Raw genomic sequence first — 16,968 nt, 5'->3', positions numbered from 1 at the left:
ATGAAAATATTTGGTGCGTTTTATATAAATGTATACAAAGTCAGCCTCGGTGGCGCCTGTTTCGCGGGGCAAGCCCGCTCCTACAGGGGGCGCAGAATCAGGGTTGTCCTGTAGGAGCGGGCTTGCCCCGCGAAGCAGCAACCACCGTTTCCAGCCAGGCACAAAAATGGGGCCACCCAGGGCCCCATCCTTGTGCATCAATTCACTGGCTTACTGCGCCAGCTTCTTGTGCCGTACACGGTGCGGCTGGGCAGCAGCATCGCCCAGGCGCTTCTTGCGGTCCGCTTCGTACTCGGTGTAGTTGCCCTCGAAGAACACCACGTTCGAGTCGTCTTCGTACGCCAGGATGTGGGTAGCCACACGGTCCAGGAACCAACGGTCGTGGGAAATCACAATGGCGGCGCCCGGGAAGTCCAGCAGGGCTTCTTCCAGGGAACGCAGGGTTTCCACGTCCAGGTCGTTGGACGGTTCGTCGAGCAGCAGGACGTTGCCGCCCTCCTTCAGGGTCAGGGCCAGGTGCAGGCGGCCACGCTCACCACCGGACAGGTCCTTGACGAACTTCTGCTGGTCGCCACCTTTGAAGTTGAAACGGCCCACGTAGGTACGCGACGGGATCTCGTAGCTGCCGATGCGGATCTGGTCGGAACCGTCGGAAATCTGCTGGAACACGGTCTTGGCGCCGTCCAGGTCTTCGCGGCTCTGGTCCACGCAAGCCAGTTGCACGGTTTCGCCGATTTCGATGCTGCCCGAATCCGGCTGCTCCTTGCCCATCAGCATGCGGAACAGGGTCGACTTACCGGCACCGTTACCACCGATAACGCCAACGATGGCGCCTTTAGGCATGGCGAACGACAGGTTGTCGATCAGCACGCGGTCGCCGTAGCCCTTGGTGACGTTCTTGAACTCGATGACCTTGTCGCCCAGGCGTGGGCCAGCCGGGATGTAGATCTCGTTGGTTTCGCTGCGCTTCTGGAATTCCTGCGACTGCATTTCCTCGAAGCGCTGCAGACGGGCCTTGGATTTGGACTGGCGGGCCTTGGCGCCTTTGCGCACCCACTCCAGTTCCTCTTTCATGGCCTTCTCGTGGGCGCTCTGCTGCTTGGATTCCTGCGCCAGGCGCTCGGACTTGGCTTCCAGCCAGCCCGAGTAGTTGCCTTCGTACGGGATACCGGCGCCACGGTCCAGTTCCAGGATCCAGCCGGCGACGTTGTCGAGGAAGTAACGGTCGTGGGTAATGGCCACCACGGTGCCCGGGAAGTCGTGCAGGAAGCGCTCAAGCCAGGCCACCGAGTCGGCGTCCAGGTGGTTGGTCGGTTCGTCCAGCAGCAGCATGTCGGGGGCCGACAGCAGCAGGCGGCACAGGGCCACGCGACGTTTTTCACCACCGGACAGGTGCTCGATGCGCGCATCCCAGGCCGGCAGGCGCAGGGCGTCGGCGGCGACGTCCAGCTGACGTTCCAGGTTGTGGCCATCGGCGGCCTGCAGGATGGCTTCGAGCTTGGCCTGCTCGGCGGCCAGCTTGTCGAAGTCGGCGTCGGGTTCGGCGTAGGCGGCATAAACCTCGTCCAGGCGGGCCTGGGCGTCCTTGATCACGCTGACCGCTTCCTCGACCACTTCACGCACGGACTTGTTCGGGTCCAGTTGCGGTTCCTGTGGCAGGTAACCAACGTTGATGTCGGGCATCGGACGGGCTTCGCCGTCGAATTCCTTGTCGACGCCCGCCATGATCCGCAGCAGGGTCGATTTACCGGCGCCGTTCAGGCCGAGCACGCCGATCTTGGCGCCAGGGAAGAACGACAGGGAGATATTCTTGAGAATTTCCCGCTTCGGCGGCACGACCTTGCTCAGCCGATGCATGGTGTAGACGTATTGAGCCAAAACCAAGCCCTCTAATCAGATAGGTAAAGACATCGACGATCGCCCAGGCGATGGGCCTGGGGGATGTGTTTACGGGGTGTAGTGAACAAAGTCGACCATTCTACGCCAACGCGCGGCGTTGCACAGGGTGGTCGGATGATGGGGGTGGGATCGTGAGGCTTTTGTTGCCTGTGCCGGCCTCTTCGCGGGGCAAGCCCGCTCCTACAAAGGTTTTCTATCACATTGTAGGAGCGGGCTTGCCCCGCGAAGAGGCCAGCAAGGCGAATGAAGCAGGCTCAGACGTGACGCTGTTTGCTCGCCTTGCCGCGCGGCAAGCGGCTACGGCCGTTCTGCTCGGCCAGGCGCGCCGCATAAGCGGCCTTGACGCTGAAACCACCGCTACGGGCCGGTTGCGCGGCCGCTGGGGCAGGCTTGGCCGCAGCCGGCGTGCTGACGACCTTGCCAGCGGGCTTGGCGGCAACAGCCACGGGGGCTACATCAGCCGGTGCCGCTGCCGCCTTGGCGGTCTTGCGCAGTTCGGCCAGCGATGGCGTCTTGTTCTTCGAGGCCGCAGCGGCGTCGGGCTTGTCCAGCGAACGCTGGCAGGATTTGCAGGATACGTCCGCGGTCACGGCAGTGCTGACAAGGGTCTGACTGCTGCGCCCACAGGCGGAATCGAGGCCATTGGTGGAAAAGTGAGTAACCAAAACCGAACATCTCCGATGCGTTGTCATGTGAAGCGGGCGGCATTCTCGCACAACCTGCAGGGTCTTGCCGAACGGCCCGCCCGCACCACGACCACCGGCCATGAACAGTCCATGTACAATCATACTGGCGCTTTGCCATAACTGCAGGCATGCTAGCCCGTTCGGGTGTCCGGCTATATAGTGCGCCACCGCGGTCCAGGCCTTCGCATCCCGGCATATACCGTGCATGCTCACGCCCTGCCACCGCCCCCAAATGCAGGACCAACGCTTGACCAATCTCAATCATCCGTCATCGCTTGGCCCCGACACGCCAGCCCCGGTTGCTTCGATGCGCAGCTCGGTGAAGGGTGCGCTGGCCCTGCTGGCCTTGATTCTGCTGGGTTTGCTGCTGTGGCAACTGTTTGCCCAGTTCCGCCATACCCAGGCCGACCAGCGCCAGCAAACCCTGGATGCCAGCGCCGAGCTGGCCGACCACCTGGGCCTGAACATGGCGCTCAAGGCCCAGCAGGCGCTGAATGTGGTTCAGCCCTACGTCAAAGCACCGTCGCCTGCCGCCCTGCCCAGCTTGCTGGCGACCCTGCGCGAACGCCTGCCAACGCTGCGCGACCTGGCCTGGCTGGATGACGCCGGGCAGGTGCGCAGCGACAGCCTGGCCGGCACCCCCGACCGTCAGTTGATTGACGAACTGGTCGGGCTGAACCAGGGCCGCGGCTACTTCTTCGCCAACTCGGCAGACAACCGCACCATCTACCTGCTGTTGCGCCAGGCCGCCGAGCAAGACCGTGGTTATTGGCTGCTGCGCCTGTCACCTGACTACTACCAGGCACTCACCGCACACCTGGACGGCCCCAGCCACCCGCTGTGGCTGCTGGAAAACAGCCGCAGCGGCGAGGTGCTGGAGCGCCACGCCCCGGTAGAAACCAGCAAGGAGCCCCTGCAAAGCGTGATGCTGGCCTACATCGACAGCAGCACCTGGCAACTGCGCGGCCTGTTCGACGCGGGCCTGGCGCAGCAGAAGCTGCTGCCAGCGTTGCTCGGCAAATGCCTGCTGGCGCTGTTCTGCGCCCTGCTCCCGGTACTGGCGCTGATCAACATGCGCCGGCGCCAGCGCGCCCTGCAGGAAGACCGCCGACGCTACCAGGAAATTTTCGAGGGCACAGGCGTGGCCCTGTGCGTGCTCAACCTGTCGAGCCTGCCCGGCGAGCTCGACCGCTACCACCTGCGCAACCCTGCCGCGCTCAGGCAGAGCCTGGCCTTGGACCCCAACCTGCGCCGCACCCTGCTGCTTGAGTTGAAGATCACCGAGATCAACCAGGTGGCGCGCCAGTTGCTCAACGTCGACTGCAACGAAGGCGCCTGGCAGCGGTTGATCGAAGGCAGCGGCGATGGCCGCGACAGCATCGGCATGCAACTGATCGACGCGCTGATCGAACAGCGCCCATCGCTGGAACTGGAGGTACGCCTGCCGGCGCCGTTGGGCGGCGAGCTGCACCTGTGGCTGATGGCGCGCCTGCCGCAACAGCGCCGTGACTACCAGGCGGTGATTCTCAGCATCAGCGACATCACCAGCCGCAAGCAGGTGGAGCTGTCGTTGCTGGAGCGCGAAAGCTTCTGGTCGGACGTGGTGCGTACCGTGCCCGACCAGCTGTACGTGCAGGATGTGCTCAGCCAGCGGATGATCTTCAGCAACCGCCACCTCGGGCAAACCCTGGGCTACGACCGCACCGAGCTTGCGCAGATGGGCGACCGTTTCTGGGAGCTGCTGCTGCACCCCGAGGATGCCGCCCAGTACCAGGCGATGCGCCAGGGGCAGCGCGACACCGGCCACAGCCAGGCGCTGCACACCCAGCTGCGTTTTCGCCACCGCGACGGCAGCTGGCGCTGCTACGACATCCGCGAGCAGGTGCTGACCCGCGACGCCAGCGGCCTGGTGACGCGCATCATCGGCGTGGGCAAGGATGTCACGGTGCAGATCGAGGCCAGCCAGTCGCTGCGTGACAGCGAACAGCGCTACCGCATGCTCGCCGAAAGCATCAGTGACGTGATCTTCTCCACCGACAGCCGCCTGCAGCTGAACTACGTCAGCCCCTCGGTGCAGGCCGTGCTGGGTTACCAGGCCGACTGGATCTTCGACAACGGCTGGCAGTCGATCATCGCCAACCCCGCCCAGCTCACCGGCATCTACAGCCTGATGGAGCGGGTCAGCAAGGCCATGGGCGACAGCGCGCAACTGGCGCAATTGCGCGAGCAACTGCCAACCCAGCTGTTCCTGTTCGACTGCCTGCGCGCCGATGGCCGCAAAATTCCCATCGAGCTGCGCCTGGTGCTGGTGTGGGACGAGTTCGAGCGTTTCGAAGGCGTGCTGGGCGTGGGCCGCGACATCAGCCAGCAGCGCCGCGCGGAAAAAGACCTGCGCATGGCGGCAACGGTATTCGAGCATTCCACCTCGGCCATCCTCATCACCGACCCGGCCGGCTACATCGTGCAGGCCAACGAGGCGTTCAGCCGGGTCAGCGGCCATGCGGTGAGCGATGTGCTCGACCAGCTGCCCGCCATGCTGGTGGTCGACGAGCAGCAGGAAAGCCACCTGCGCTACGTGCTCAAGCAACTGCACCAGCGCGGCAGCTGGGAAGGCGAAGTGTGGCTCAAGCGCCGCGACGGCGAACGCTACCCCGCCTGGGTGGGCATTACTGCGGTGCTGGACGACGAAGGCGACCTGGCCAGCTACGTGTGCTTCTTCACCGACATCAGCGAGCGCAAGGCCAGCGAGCAGCGCATCCACCGCCTGGCGTACTACGACGCCCTCACCCACCTGCCCAACCGCACGCTGTTCCAGGACCGCCTGCACACCGCGCTGCAACAGGCCGAGCGGCAAAAGGCCTGGGTGGTGCTGATGTTCCTCGACCTGGACCGCTTCAAGCCGATCAACGACTCCCTCGGCCATGCCGCCGGCGACCGCATGCTCAAGGACATGGCCCTGCGCCTGCTGGCCTGCGTGGACGATGACGACACCGTGGCGCGCATGGGCGGCGACGAATTCACCTTGCTGCTGCAACCGCGCGCTACCCGCGAGATGGCCCTGAACCGCGCCATCCACGTGGCCGAAAGCATCCTCGCCAGCCTGGTGCGGCCGTTCGTGCTCGAAGGCCGTGAGTTCTTCGTCACCGCCAGCATCGGCATCGCCCTCAGCCCGCAGGACGGCGGCGAGCTGAGCCAGCTGATGAAGAACGCCGACACCGCCATGTACCACGCCAAGGAGCGCGGCAAGAACAACTTCCAGTTCTACCAGGCCGAAATGAACGCCAGCGCCCTGGAACGCCTGGAGCTGGAAAGCGACCTGCGCCACGCCCTGGAGCAGAACGAGTTCATCCTCTACTACCAGCCGCAGTTCAGCGGCGACGGCAAGCGCCTGACCGGCGCCGAGGCGCTGCTGCGCTGGCGCCACCCAACCCGTGGCCTGGTGCCGCCGGGCGACTTCATCCCGGTGATCGAAGAACTTGGCCTGGTGGTGGACGTTGGCGACTGGGTGCTGCGCGAGGCCAGCCTGCAGCTCAAGGCCTGGCACAAGGCCAAGGTGCGGGTGCCGAAAGTGTCGGTGAACATTTCCGCCCGGCAGTTCTCCGACGGCCAGCTGGGCACGCGCATCGCCACCATCCTGGAAGAAACCGGCCTACCCCCGGCGTGCCTGGAACTGGAGCTGACCGAAAGCATCCTGATGCGCGAGGTGAACGAGGCGCTGCAGATTCTCGCCAGCCTGAAGAACCTGGGCCTGAGCATTGCGGTCGACGACTTCGGCACGGGTTACTCGTCGCTGAACTACCTCAAGCAGTTCCCCATCGACGTGCTGAAGATCGACCGCACCTTCGTCGATGGCCTGCCCGAGGGCGAGCAGGACGCGCAGATTGCCCGGGCGATCATCGCCATGGCCCACAGCCTCAACCTGGCGGTGATCGCCGAGGGCGTGGAAACCCACGAGCAGCTGGAGTTCCTGCGCGAACATGGCTGCGACGAGGTGCAGGGCTACCTGTTCGGCCGGCCAATGCCCGCCAACCAGTTCGAAGCGCAGTTCGCCAACGAAACGCTGTTCATGTTCCAGTAAGCCTTCGCCCGCTCCCACAGGGGGTGCGTCACGGCGGAAAATCGTGCCGAAAAAGCGGACCCCAGAGTCAACTCCAATCCCCAGCCAGCCCATATACGGCGCGGGATGCAACATGAGGCCCATTGGTCCGTGACTTGATGCCACTTCATATGCCAGGCGCGGATCAATCGGTTAGAATGCCCCCCCAAATTACCCCGATCCTTGAGGACCGCCATGTTCAGCCGTGATTTGACCATTGCCAAGTACGACGCCGAGCTCTTCGAAGCCATGCAGCAAGAAGCCCTGCGCCAGGAAGAGCATATCGAGCTGATCGCTTCGGAAAACTACACCAGCCCGGCAGTCATGGAAGCTCAGGGCTCGGTCCTGACCAACAAGTACGCCGAAGGCTACCCAGGCAAGCGCTACTACGGTGGTTGCGAGTACGTCGACGTGGTTGAGCAGCTGGCCATCGACCGTGCCAAGGAACTGTTCGGCGCCGACTACGCCAACGTTCAGCCCCACGCAGGCTCGCAAGCCAACGCCGCTGTCTACCTGGCCCTGCTGTCGGCCGGTGACACCATCCTGGGCATGAGCCTGGCCCACGGTGGCCACCTGACCCACGGTGCTTCGGTTAGCTCCTCGGGCAAGCTGTACAACGCCGTTCAGTACGGCATCGACGGCAACGGCCTGATCGACTACGACGAAGTCGAGCGCCTGGCTGACGAGCACAAGCCGAAGATGATCGTCGCCGGTTTCTCGGCCTACTCGCAGGTACTGGACTTCGCCCGCTTCCGCGCCATCGCCGACAAGGTCGGTGCCTACCTGTTCGTCGACATGGCCCACGTTGCCGGCCTGGTTGCCGCTGGCGTGTACCCGAACCCAGTGCCATTCGCCGACGTGGTGACCACCACCACCCACAAGACCCTGCGCGGTCCACGTGGCGGCCTGATCCTGGCCCGTGCCAACGCCGACATCGAGAAGAAGCTGAACTCCGCCGTGTTCCCAGGCGCCCAGGGCGGCCCGCTGGAGCACGTGATCGCGGCCAAGGCCATCTGCTTCAAGGAAGCGCTGCAGCCTGAGTTCAAGGCTTACCAGCAGCAAGTGGTGAAGAACGCCCAGGCCATGGCCGAAGTGTTCATCGAGCGTGGTTTCGACGTGGTGTCCGGTGGTACTCAGAACCACCTGTTCCTGCTGTCGCTGATCAAGCAGGAAATCTCCGGTAAAGATGCTGACGCTGCCCTGGGCAAAGCCTTCATCACCGTCAACAAGAACTCGGTACCGAACGACCCACGTTCCCCGTTCGTGACCTCGGGCCTGCGTTTCGGCACCCCAGCCGTTACCACCCGTGGCTTCAAGGAAACCGAGTGCCGCGAGCTGGCTGGCTGGATCTGCGACATCCTGGCCGACCTGAACAACGAAGCGGTGATCGACGCCGTGCGTGAGAAGGTCAAGGCCATCTGCAAGAAACTGCCGGTTTACGGCAACTGATTGGCAAACGCCTGATGTGAAAAAGCCCGGCCTTGTGCCGGGCTTTTTCGTATCACAATTCTAATTGTAGGAGCGGGCTTGCCCCGCGAACACGGGCGAAGCCCGTGCCATCCACCGAGGCGCCTGCTTCGCGGGGCAAGCCCGCTCCTACAGGTTCGGTGCCCGCCTGCACAAATCCTGCAACCACCCACCGTCACGTATTACCCTGTGCCCCTTCCAGACGAGCAAGCACAGGCCCCACCTTGACCAGAGAACAACTCGAAACCCGGCAAATCCCGATCTACTTCGCCGTGGTACTGGCAGCCATTGCCTTCGGCCTGCTGGCCACCGACACCGCACGCCACCTGCAATCCCTGGTCACCCCCGCCATCGCCGTGCTGATGTACGCCATGTTCCTGCAGATCCCCTTCCTCGACCTGCGCCAGGGCCTGGGCAACCGCCGCTTCATGGCTGCCCTGCTGCTGGCCAACTTCATCCTCGTGCCGCTACTGGTGTGGGCACTCACCCGCGGCCTGGTCGCCCACCCCGCGATCCTGATCGGCGCACTGCTGGTACTGCTCACGCCCTGCATCGACTACGTGGTGGTGTTCACCCACATCGGCAAAGGCGACTCCCGCCTGACCCTCGCCGCCACCCCAGTACTGCTGCTGGTGCAACTGCTGCTGCTACCGGTGTACCTGGCGGTGATGCTGGGCGATGGCAGCGGCGTAACCCTGCGCATCGCCCCCTTCGTGGAAGCCTTCGTGCTGCTGATCGTGCTGCCCATGCTGTTGGCCGTGCTCACCAGCGCCGGCGCCCGCCGCTCCCGTGCAATCGCCACCTGGAACGATGCCTGGGCATGGCTGCCAGTGCCGGCGATGGCCCTGGTGCTGATCGTGGTGATCGCCTCGCAGATTGCCGTGGTGCTGCGCGATCTCGACCGCTTGCTGCCAGTGCTTCCGGTGTACCTCGGCTTCATGCTGCTGGCACCGCTGCTTGGCTTTATCTCGGCACGCCTGCTTCGTTTGCCCGCAACCGAAGCCCGCTCGGTAACCTTCAGCGCCGCCACGCGAAACTCGCTGGTGGTGCTGCCGTTGGCGCTGGCGTTGCCGGAGGATCTGCGCGGCTTGGCGGCCGCTGCGGTGATTACCCAGACGCTGGTCGAGCTGGTCTGTGAACTGGTTTACATCCGGCTAGTGCCGACGCTGATACGCCCGCGCCAAGCCTGAGCGCGATCCCCTGTAGAAGCGAGCATTGCTCGCGATGGGCTGCAAAGCAGCCCCGGCAATTCAGGCTGCGAAGCTGAGAACCTGGGGCCGCTGGCGCCCAATCGCGAGCAACGCTCGCTCCTACGATACCGAGCAAGACAGGTGTTCCCAGATATTCACAACGCCTTCATCTCGGCAATGTCCCGCGCCACCTGATCCGCCGAGTGATCGAACATCGCCTGCTCCTGTGCATCCAGCGGTAACTCGATCACCCGGGCAATGCCCTCCCCTGCCAGCACACAGGGCACGCCCATGGCGATATCGGTGCGCCCGTATTCTCCCTCCAGAATCGCCACCGTCGGCAGAATGCGGTTACGCCCATTGGCGATTGCGTCCACCATCTGCGCGATGGCCACGCCCGGCGCATCGCAGGCACTACCGGCCTTTTTTAAGCCGAGGATCTCACCGCCACCTTTGCGTGTGCGCTCTACGATGGCCTCGACCTGCTCAGTAGACAAGAAATGCGACAGCGGCACCGAGCCGATCTGGCAGTAGCGCATCAGCGGCACCATGCTGTCGCCATGCCCGCCGAGCACCAGCGCGTTGATATCCCGCGCAGAAAACCCGGTTGCCTCGGCGATGAAACACTTCATGCGCGCGGTATCCAATACCCCCGCCTGGCCAAACACCCGGCCCCGCCCCAGCCCGCTGAGCGACCAGGCCCGGTAGGTGAGCACGTCGACCGGGTTCGACACTACCAGCACCGTCGCGGCGGGCGCGTAGCGATTGATGTCGTGCATGATGCCGTCGATGATCGGCAGGTTGATGCTCAGTACGTCCTGGCGCGACTGGCCGGGCTTGCGAGGCACGCCCGCGGTGATCACCACCAGCTCGGAGTCTTGCAGCATCTCGGCCTTGGCCCCGCCATGAACCCGGGTATCGGAACCCGACTCCACGGCCGCCTGCCACACATCCAGCGCCTTGCCCTGCGCCAGCTCACCCTGCACGTCGAGCAGCACCAGTTCACGGCAGTATTCTTCCCGGGCAATGACCTGGGCCGCCGCCTCGCCCACGATTCCCGCACCCACGATGGATAACTTGTTCACCTGACACCTCCCAGCGGCGCGCGCCACCTGGGGCGAGCCCACCTATACAGTGTAGGAGCGACTTCACCCGCGAACACGGGCGAAGCCCGTGCCATTGAGCCAGTGCCGTGATCGAACCATGGCACAGCGCCCCCCATGACACGACCACGTGCCCGTGACAGCCTCCCACCGTCCCGGAAATACTTTGTAAAGATTCATATAGATGACCAAATAACAAGGTGAATCGTTACATGACCACACTGCCCCGCCCTACGCACTTGCCCGGCGCGACACCTCCGTGCGCCAGTCCCACTCCCGCGAAATTCGAAGTTTGCGCACCCCGTCGGCCATCTGCCCACGCCAGATAGCGGCTCGCTACTGCCCGCAGATCCGCCCGTCATGCCCGCAATTCCTGAGCGCCGCTAGTGCGCCAGGCCAACCGAGATTCCCTGAATGACTCCCTTAGATATACAGCTGTTGCTGACCGCCCTGGTCAGTGTCCTGGTGCTGGTAGCGCTGATCGTGTCCCGCCTCAAGATGCACCCGCTACTGGCCTTGCTGGTGGTGTCCATCGGCGTGGGCTTCGCTACCCGCATGGAGCCAGGCAGCATCGTCTCGCACCTGCTCACCGGCGCCGGCAAGACACTGGGCGCGGTCGGGGTGGTGATCGCGCTGGGCGCGATGCTCGGCAAGATCCTGGCTGACGCCGGGGTTACCGAACAGGTCGCGGATGTCATCCTCAAGCGCACGTCAGACCGCATGATCCCCTGGGCTATGATGCTGGTTGCCTTCGTCATCGGCATCCCGATGTTCTTCGAAGTCGGCTTGGTGATCATGCTGCCGCTGATCTTCAGCGTGGCGCGCAAGCTGGAAGGCAAGGCCCGCTTCAAGGGCTCGGCCTATGTGTATGTGGGTGTACCGGTGATTGCCGCGCTGGCCGCCATGCACGGCATGGTACCGCCGCACCCAGGCCCCTTGACCGCCATCGCCGTGCTCAAGACCTCGGTCGGGCCGACCATGCTGTATGGCTTCCTTGCCGCTATCCCGGCGATGGTCCTGGGCGGCCCGCTGTATGGCCTGTTCATTTCGCAGCGCATGAGCACGCGGCCCGATCAGGCCTTGCTCGACCAGTTCACGCTGGCCGAGAAAGCCGACGATCAATGCCGCCCAAGCGTCGCGGTCGGCATGCTGGCCGCGTTGCTGCCGGCGATCCTGATGCTGGTGCATGCCGTCGCCGAAATGCTGCTGCCCAAGGGCAATGCGCTGCTGGAAATGGCCAGCTTCCTGGGCAACCCGTTGATCGCCATGCTGCTGGGCGTGCTGTTCGCCGGCGCGAGCCTGGTACTGGCGCGCGGCGGCGACGCCGAACAGCTGCGCGATGCGCTGGGCAAGAGCCTCAAGCCGATTGCCTCGATCATCATGATCATCGCCGGGGGCGGTGCCTTCCAGGAGATGCTGACCAGCGCCAAGGTCGGCGACGCCATCGTCCACCTGACCCAGCAATCGGCCTTCCCGCCGTTGATCCTGGGCTGGCTGATCGCGATGCTGCTGTCGGTGTCCACCGGCTCCGCCACGGTCGGCATCGTGGGCGCTGCCGGCCTGCTGGCGCCGCTGGCAGGTGCCGACCCGAGCCTGAACCTGCCACTGCTGGCCCTGTCCATCGGCTGCGGTTCGCTGTTCTTCAACTACACCAACCATGCGGGCTTCTGGATGGTGAAGGAGTCCTTTGGCATGACCATGGGTGAAGCCACCAAGACCATCTCGGTGGTTCAGTCCATCGTGGCGGTGGTTGGCTTGATCGTAGTGTTGATGGTGAATGCGGTGGTTAATGTGGGCTGAGCCGGGTAAACCGGCACTGCCTCTCAGCGCTTTTCTGCGACCAGGGTGTAGCACAGGGGTATTTGTGCCACGCCCTGCACATAGACGTCGTAGAGATCTTCCCGGTTGGAATGTGGGTACTCGGTGAATGCACGCAACTGCAAACCCACGTTGATGACGACCAGCTGGACGACCGATTTCCCGGTTACGCCTACCTGCTGCAACACTCTAGCTAGATCGGTGAGGTAACTGACATTAGCAGCTCGGCCTGATGTTATCGAACCAGCGCCAGCCGCAAACCAAGCCCCACCAGTGCCGCGCCCATCAAGGCATCGATCGGCCGGCGCACCTTCGCGTAATACGCCCGCACACGATCCGTGGAGAACATCAATGCCAGCGTTGAAAACCAGGCGAACGAGACGACCGTGACGACGACTACCGCAGCAGCGAGCACCCACCATGGCGCCTGCGCCGGCAGCACGGTGATGAAGAAGCTGCCGAAAAACGCCGCGGCCTTGGGATTTGTTGCGGATACCAGCAACCCGACACGAGGGGCTGGCGTGCTGGTGTTCTGCGTCCTGCTGATTTCCAGGTCGCCATAAGGACGCCGTGCCCCGAGCAGCATCTTGATGCCCATGTAAATCAGATACCCCGCACCCACGACGCGAATCGCGTCATAGAGCCAGGCCACCGTGTTCAGCAGAACACCCAGGCCGACGATGGCCAGCACGGCCCAGAGGGTGATACCAGCGCTGGTGCCCAATGCAACACCCATTCCCCGCTTGCGGCTCACCAAGGCGTTGGAAGTGACGGCGATGAAGTCGGGGCCAGGGCTTACGCAGGCCAGGAGCATGACGGCGGCAATGGTTAACAGTTGGGGAAGGTAGTCCACTTGATATCTCCAGGTACTTCGTTGTTTATCGCGCTACGTCGTAATGCACCGACAGTTGGCCTTTCTTCTCTTTGAGCTTGAGCACCTTGATCGGCCCGACCACGCCCGTCGAAGCGACATGCGTGCCGCCGCAACCGTGCATCGGCAAGTCGCCAAAACACACGGACCGGACACCCTGCTGGTCGATCAGCTGACGTGGCATGTCACGCTCGATCAGCGCGTTCACCGCCGCCTCGAGGCCTTCGGCCGTCAGCGGCTCGCTGCCGTTCTGGCGTTCGAACACCACCCTGCACTCCCCTGGCCAGTGGTGGCCTTTGGTGGGGAGCCAGCCCACGTTCTGCCCGACGTTCGCAATCAGATGGCCGGCCGAGTGAAGGCGAGCATGCAACGCACGCACCTCGGCCGAGATGGCGATCTCGACGCTGCCCACAGGCACGGCTTGCCCGACGACATGCGCCACATCGCCCTCGACATTCAGCACGTCCTCTACCCGGATGCCCGCAATGGTTCCCTGGTCCGCCAGCTGCCCGCCACCCTGTGGATGAAAAAGGGTCTCGGCCAGCTCGACCCGGAACCGCCCATCCTCCATCGGCGTGCAACGCACCACGTGCGTGCTCAAGGTCAACTCATCGCTGGTGTAGTACGCCCGTTGCGTCATCGCTCAAAATCCTTGGTTCTTTCCAGGGCAACGCCCGATCAAGACTCAAGGCTAAAGGGCGAGGGCTTCGCGCACTTGTAAAAAATTGATGGGCTGATAGCGATCAGTAACGAGACGGCGCGACACCAAAGGCTTGCTTGAAGGCACGGTTGAAGTGGCTCTGGTCGTAGAAGCCCATCTCTTGCGCAATCTGCGTCAGTTCCCACTGGGTATGGCTCAGCAGCACACAGGCGCGCTCCAGGCGCAAACGCACCAGCCACGCATGGGGCGTCATGCCCACGGTGTGCTTGAACAGCTTCAGGAAGTGAAAGCGCTCAAGGCCACAGAGGGCGGCCAATTCCTCAAGCGAGATTTTCTCCGCGAGGTGTTCGTTGCAGTAATCCCGCACGCGCTGCCACTGAATGGCTGAGAGCGAGCCTTTTACGAAGTCTGGCTTCACCATGCGTGCTTGGGCGAACAGCTGACCGAGTAGCATGAGCCATTGCGATTCTGCGAAAAGCGGGTCGGTATTGAGCCCATCGCGCAGTGATTGGTGCAGCCGGGCAAGCTGAAGGGAAAGGCTGACATCCTGCAACACCGCGCCACCCAGGGCAGAAAACTGGTCCCGCCCGGTCAGCTCCTGCGTCACGTCGCGCAACAGTTCCGCGGAAACCCGAAACGTCTTGAGCGTGTAGGCGTCGTCGCCCGCGCTGTTGCCATCATGGATTTCGCCTGGTGGCATCAACTGGATGGTGCCCGGTGTGAGGTAGACCGTTTCGCCATTGAGCGCCTGGCGCTGTACGCCGTCGGTAATGAGGCCCACGTGGTAGTCGAGGTGGTAGTGACGGCCGAAACTGAAACTCGAAAACCGCGCCTCGCTTAGCACCAGGCCTGGGATTTCGCTGTTGCGTTTGTATTCGACATGGTCTGCCATTACCCACCTCCTGCAGCGCTGGGGGGATCATCTCATACCTGGGGGTGGGCGGCGTGGGTAGCTGCGCCAGCGCTTGTATGCGGGTTGGCCGACCGGGACGAAAGGAGCCCGGCACACCCGAAGGTGTCCCGCGTACCATCGCCATGACGAGGAAGCATGTAAGCTGCCAACGAACTTCAGTTCACACCCATCTCACTGTTCCTGACTGCTGTTCCGCGCCCGGGGCGATGCGGGCCTCGACACTGCTTTCTTCGCTTTGGCTGCCGCAGGGCTTTTCCCTCGTTTCGGTCCAGAGCTGACCAACGGCAAAAGATTCGCCATCGGCCGCGCGGGCACATCGATTGGCCCATCAGCCTTCAACTGGCCGACATTGTTGCCGACGACCGTTGCAGTGGGCTTATGTTTGGCAGCCATCACCATACCCATCCGCACACCAAAGAGACGCAGTACGGTCTCCAAAGTGCTGAGCTTCGGATTCGACTTCCCGCTCTCCAGCTCGTACAGGCTTTTCGTGGACATCTTGCACATGGCCGCGAAAGTCTCTTGGTCAAGCCCGGTGACTTCGAGCCGCAGACGGCGGATCGATGTCCCAATTGGATCAAGCCCCGCCGCGTTGCGATTGACGATATCCTCTACGAGCTGAGCGCGCTCTTCAGGGAGTAGTTTTTTCATCGCAGTCCCCACTCTACGAGTCGCTTGTCCAGGTTATTCACGGGCAGAGAGGCTGCATTGCGCATCGATTCAGGTGCATCGATCAGCAGATCGGGCAACGCCCTGAATTCCTCAGCCGCATTCATCAACCGTTGCAGCAGAACATCGGGATCAGTGTAACCATCAAGCTCAGCGCAGTTGTCACGCCAATTAGAAGACCCCTTGCGCTCCGCTGCCCACTTCGTTATCCGAGTGACACCCTCTTCATCCAGGATCATTGGCGCGAGGTCGTAGATTGGAGCCAAGCGAAACTTCCCATCCACACGAAGGATGGAGGTGTTGCGCCCGTGGTTATCGGTGTTCCCTAGAATGCGATTCAGCAGATCGCGCCGCACGTACTCGAACACCAAGTCGTCCACCTCATCCTGCTGGCCGTTATCCACCCATAGACCTACCAGCCGGTGAACCACTTCGGCGTGCGCCATCGGATGCCCGTAGCCGGTAACGCCGCAGATCGAGTACACCGATTCCATCGGTATCCGCTCCACCACGCCGCCCACTACTCGGCGATCAAATCGCGGCATCCAGAGGCTTGGCTTCACTGCCTCTTCAAGCGCCAACCCATCAGTGGGAACGGTATCAAGGCCAAGGGCCGCAACCGCCTTGTAGTAACGAAACTCTGTTCGCAGGATGTCTTGGTCGCGCTCGCCGCCTCGATTACGCGCGAACTTGATCAGCCAGTGACGGCGCGCCTGGTCATCGGGAAGCATCGCATCAGCGTACAAAGCACCGTCGTGGGCTTCGGTCATCACCAGCTTGGGAGCTTGCCCGTTGGCACCGGTAGCGCCGCCCAAGGCCGCGCCGGTTTCGTAGGCGTACTCAAGAAACTCGTTGGTCCTGCCCACGACCTCAGCACGGGCGAAAGCCTCGTTCCGATCTGGCTCAAGGGCTTCCACCGACTCTTTGATGCGCAGATGCCCAATGGGGGCCGGCGTGAAACGATTCAGAAGGTACAGCCCCATTTCCACGCCTTCGGGCTTAAGACGCCCATAGCGGGACTCAAGAGAGTCCTTGGCGGCACCGGAGGGAATGATGTCGTAGAGGAATGCTGGATACCCTTTGACGTGATGGTGGTCCCAGTTCAACGGAAGGTTGACGCTTAGGGCCAGTTCGCAACGATCTTCCATGCGATGAAAGTTCGCGACGATGTAGTCGTTGTCGTATGCGACAAGGCATCCGCCATCATCAACACGCTCGGGGTTCTCGACCGTGAGCGTTGCTGCGTCGCTCCATGCACCATCGGAGAAAGCTTGGATCGTGAGTCTGAGCGGCATGGCCACACCATTAATCGGTACTTTAATGCTGATTATCGTAGTGCACAGGGAGGAAACCAGCAATAAAATGCTGATTAAAGGCTTTGGCACGAGAACAACCGGCACCATGCTACCGATTATGCATTCACAGCAATTCCGCCAGCGCTCGGCTGGCGGCAGCGATGCCGATATCAGTATCCGTCCGGCCAACACATCTTCCTGACGCAACCGCCGAAGGCCATGGTGTCCACCTAATTTAAGTGGACACCATTTCTGGCCCATCAAGCGGATTTTCCATGCACCCTCAGCGCCGCACCTACA

General features: G+C 62.8%; 13 protein-coding genes. 4 read left to right on the top strand and 9 right to left on the bottom strand.

What is annotated here, in order from left to right:
- Nucleotides 1-210 precede the first annotated feature (210 nt).
- Nucleotides 211-1,878 (bottom strand): energy-dependent translational throttle protein EttA, encoded by a 1,668-nt coding sequence (gene ettA, locus F3J44_RS19265; RefSeq protein ID WP_167059131.1) that lies wholly within the window; start codon nt 1,876-1,878, stop codon nt 211-213.
- A 275-nt stretch (nt 1,879-2,153) separates the two neighbouring features.
- Nucleotides 2,154-2,489 carry a hypothetical protein gene (locus F3J44_RS19260; protein WP_205300003.1) on the bottom strand — a complete coding sequence of 112 codons (336 nt, stop codon included), beginning with the start codon at nt 2,487-2,489 and terminating at the stop codon, nt 2,154-2,156.
- Nucleotides 2,490-2,832: 343 nt separating this feature from the next.
- On the opposite strand from F3J44_RS19260, the gene F3J44_RS19255 reads away from it, so the two are divergent.
- The 3 genes from F3J44_RS19255 (at nt 2,833) to F3J44_RS19245 (ending at nt 9,338) form a co-directional block, all read left to right on the top strand.
- The gene (locus tag F3J44_RS19255; protein WP_205300002.1) at nt 2,833-6,663 is read left to right on the top strand and encodes a GGDEF and EAL domain-containing protein; all 3,831 of its coding nucleotides are present in this window, start codon (nt 2,833-2,835) and stop codon (nt 6,661-6,663) included.
- Between the two features lie 213 nt (nt 6,664-6,876).
- Nucleotides 6,877-8,130, top strand: coding sequence for a serine hydroxymethyltransferase (gene glyA, locus F3J44_RS19250; protein ID WP_167059136.1), 1,254 nt, complete (start codon nt 6,877-6,879; stop codon nt 8,128-8,130).
- Between the two features lie 242 nt (nt 8,131-8,372).
- Entirely contained in the window at nt 8,373-9,338 is a 966-nt protein-coding gene (locus tag F3J44_RS19245) for an arsenic resistance protein (protein ID WP_167275115.1), read from the top strand.
- 155 nt (nt 9,339-9,493) lie between these two features.
- Here the strand turns inward: F3J44_RS19245 and F3J44_RS19240 are convergent, their stop codons facing one another.
- Nucleotides 9,494-10,423 (bottom strand): malate dehydrogenase, encoded by a 930-nt coding sequence (locus tag F3J44_RS19240; protein WP_167275112.1) that lies wholly within the window; start codon nt 10,421-10,423, stop codon nt 9,494-9,496.
- A gap of 432 nt (nt 10,424-10,855) precedes the next feature.
- On the opposite strand from F3J44_RS19240, the gene F3J44_RS19235 reads away from it, so the two are divergent.
- Nucleotides 10,856-12,241 carry a GntP family permease gene (locus tag F3J44_RS19235; RefSeq protein WP_167275109.1) on the top strand — a complete coding sequence of 462 codons (1,386 nt, stop codon included), beginning with the start codon at nt 10,856-10,858 and terminating at the stop codon, nt 12,239-12,241.
- 23 nt (nt 12,242-12,264) lie between these two features.
- On the opposite strand, the gene F3J44_RS19230 is transcribed toward F3J44_RS19235, so the two are convergent.
- The 6 genes from F3J44_RS19230 to F3J44_RS19205 form a co-directional block, all read right to left on the bottom strand.
- Nucleotides 12,265-12,447, bottom strand: coding sequence for a hypothetical protein (locus F3J44_RS19230; protein ID WP_205300001.1), 183 nt, complete (start codon nt 12,445-12,447; stop codon nt 12,265-12,267).
- Between the two features lie 47 nt (nt 12,448-12,494).
- Nucleotides 12,495-13,112: a LysE family transporter gene (locus F3J44_RS19225; RefSeq protein WP_167275107.1), complete on the bottom strand. Its 618-nt coding sequence runs from the start codon at nt 13,110-13,112 to the stop codon at nt 12,495-12,497.
- Nucleotides 13,113-13,137: 25 nt separating this feature from the next.
- The gene (locus F3J44_RS19220) at nt 13,138-13,770 is read right to left on the bottom strand and encodes an alanyl-tRNA editing protein (RefSeq protein WP_167275104.1); all 633 of its coding nucleotides are present in this window, start codon (nt 13,768-13,770) and stop codon (nt 13,138-13,140) included.
- A 103-nt stretch (nt 13,771-13,873) separates the two neighbouring features.
- The gene (locus tag F3J44_RS19215) at nt 13,874-14,683 is read right to left on the bottom strand and encodes an AraC family transcriptional regulator (protein WP_167275100.1); all 810 of its coding nucleotides are present in this window, start codon (nt 14,681-14,683) and stop codon (nt 13,874-13,876) included.
- A 192-nt stretch (nt 14,684-14,875) separates the two neighbouring features.
- Nucleotides 14,876-15,355, bottom strand: coding sequence for a helix-turn-helix domain-containing protein (locus F3J44_RS19210; RefSeq protein WP_167275097.1), 480 nt, complete (start codon nt 15,353-15,355; stop codon nt 14,876-14,878).
- A partial coding sequence (locus F3J44_RS19205) for a type II toxin-antitoxin system HipA family toxin (RefSeq protein ID WP_205300000.1) occupies nt 15,352-16,968 on the bottom strand: 1,617 nt, incomplete at its 5' end. The genes F3J44_RS19205 and F3J44_RS19210, both read right to left, overlap by 4 nt.

It is taken from the genome of Pantoea sp. Tr-811, assembly GCF_011752535.1.
GTDB lineage: Bacteria > Pseudomonadota > Gammaproteobacteria > Pseudomonadales > Pseudomonadaceae > Aquipseudomonas.
The sequence above is the reverse complement of the archived record's forward strand: the minus strand, read 5'-3'. Positions and strand labels throughout refer to the sequence as shown.

What these genes read in the sequence shown, in the direction of transcription:
- F3J44_RS19215 (WP_167275100.1), bottom strand. Translation starts at nt 14,683, where the DNA reads ATGGCAGACCATGTCGAATACAAACGCAACAGCGAAATCCCAGGCCTG.
- F3J44_RS19220 (WP_167275104.1), bottom strand. Translation starts at nt 13,770, where the DNA reads ATGACGCAACGGGCGTACTACACCAGCGATGAGTTGACCTTGAGCACG.
- F3J44_RS19210 (WP_167275097.1), bottom strand. Translation starts at nt 15,355, where the DNA reads ATGAAAAAACTACTCCCTGAAGAGCGCGCTCAGCTCGTAGAGGATATC.
- F3J44_RS19235 (WP_167275109.1), top strand. Translation starts at nt 10,856, where the DNA reads ATGACTCCCTTAGATATACAGCTGTTGCTGACCGCCCTGGTCAGTGTC.
- glyA (WP_167059136.1), top strand. Translation starts at nt 6,877, where the DNA reads ATGTTCAGCCGTGATTTGACCATTGCCAAGTACGACGCCGAGCTCTTC.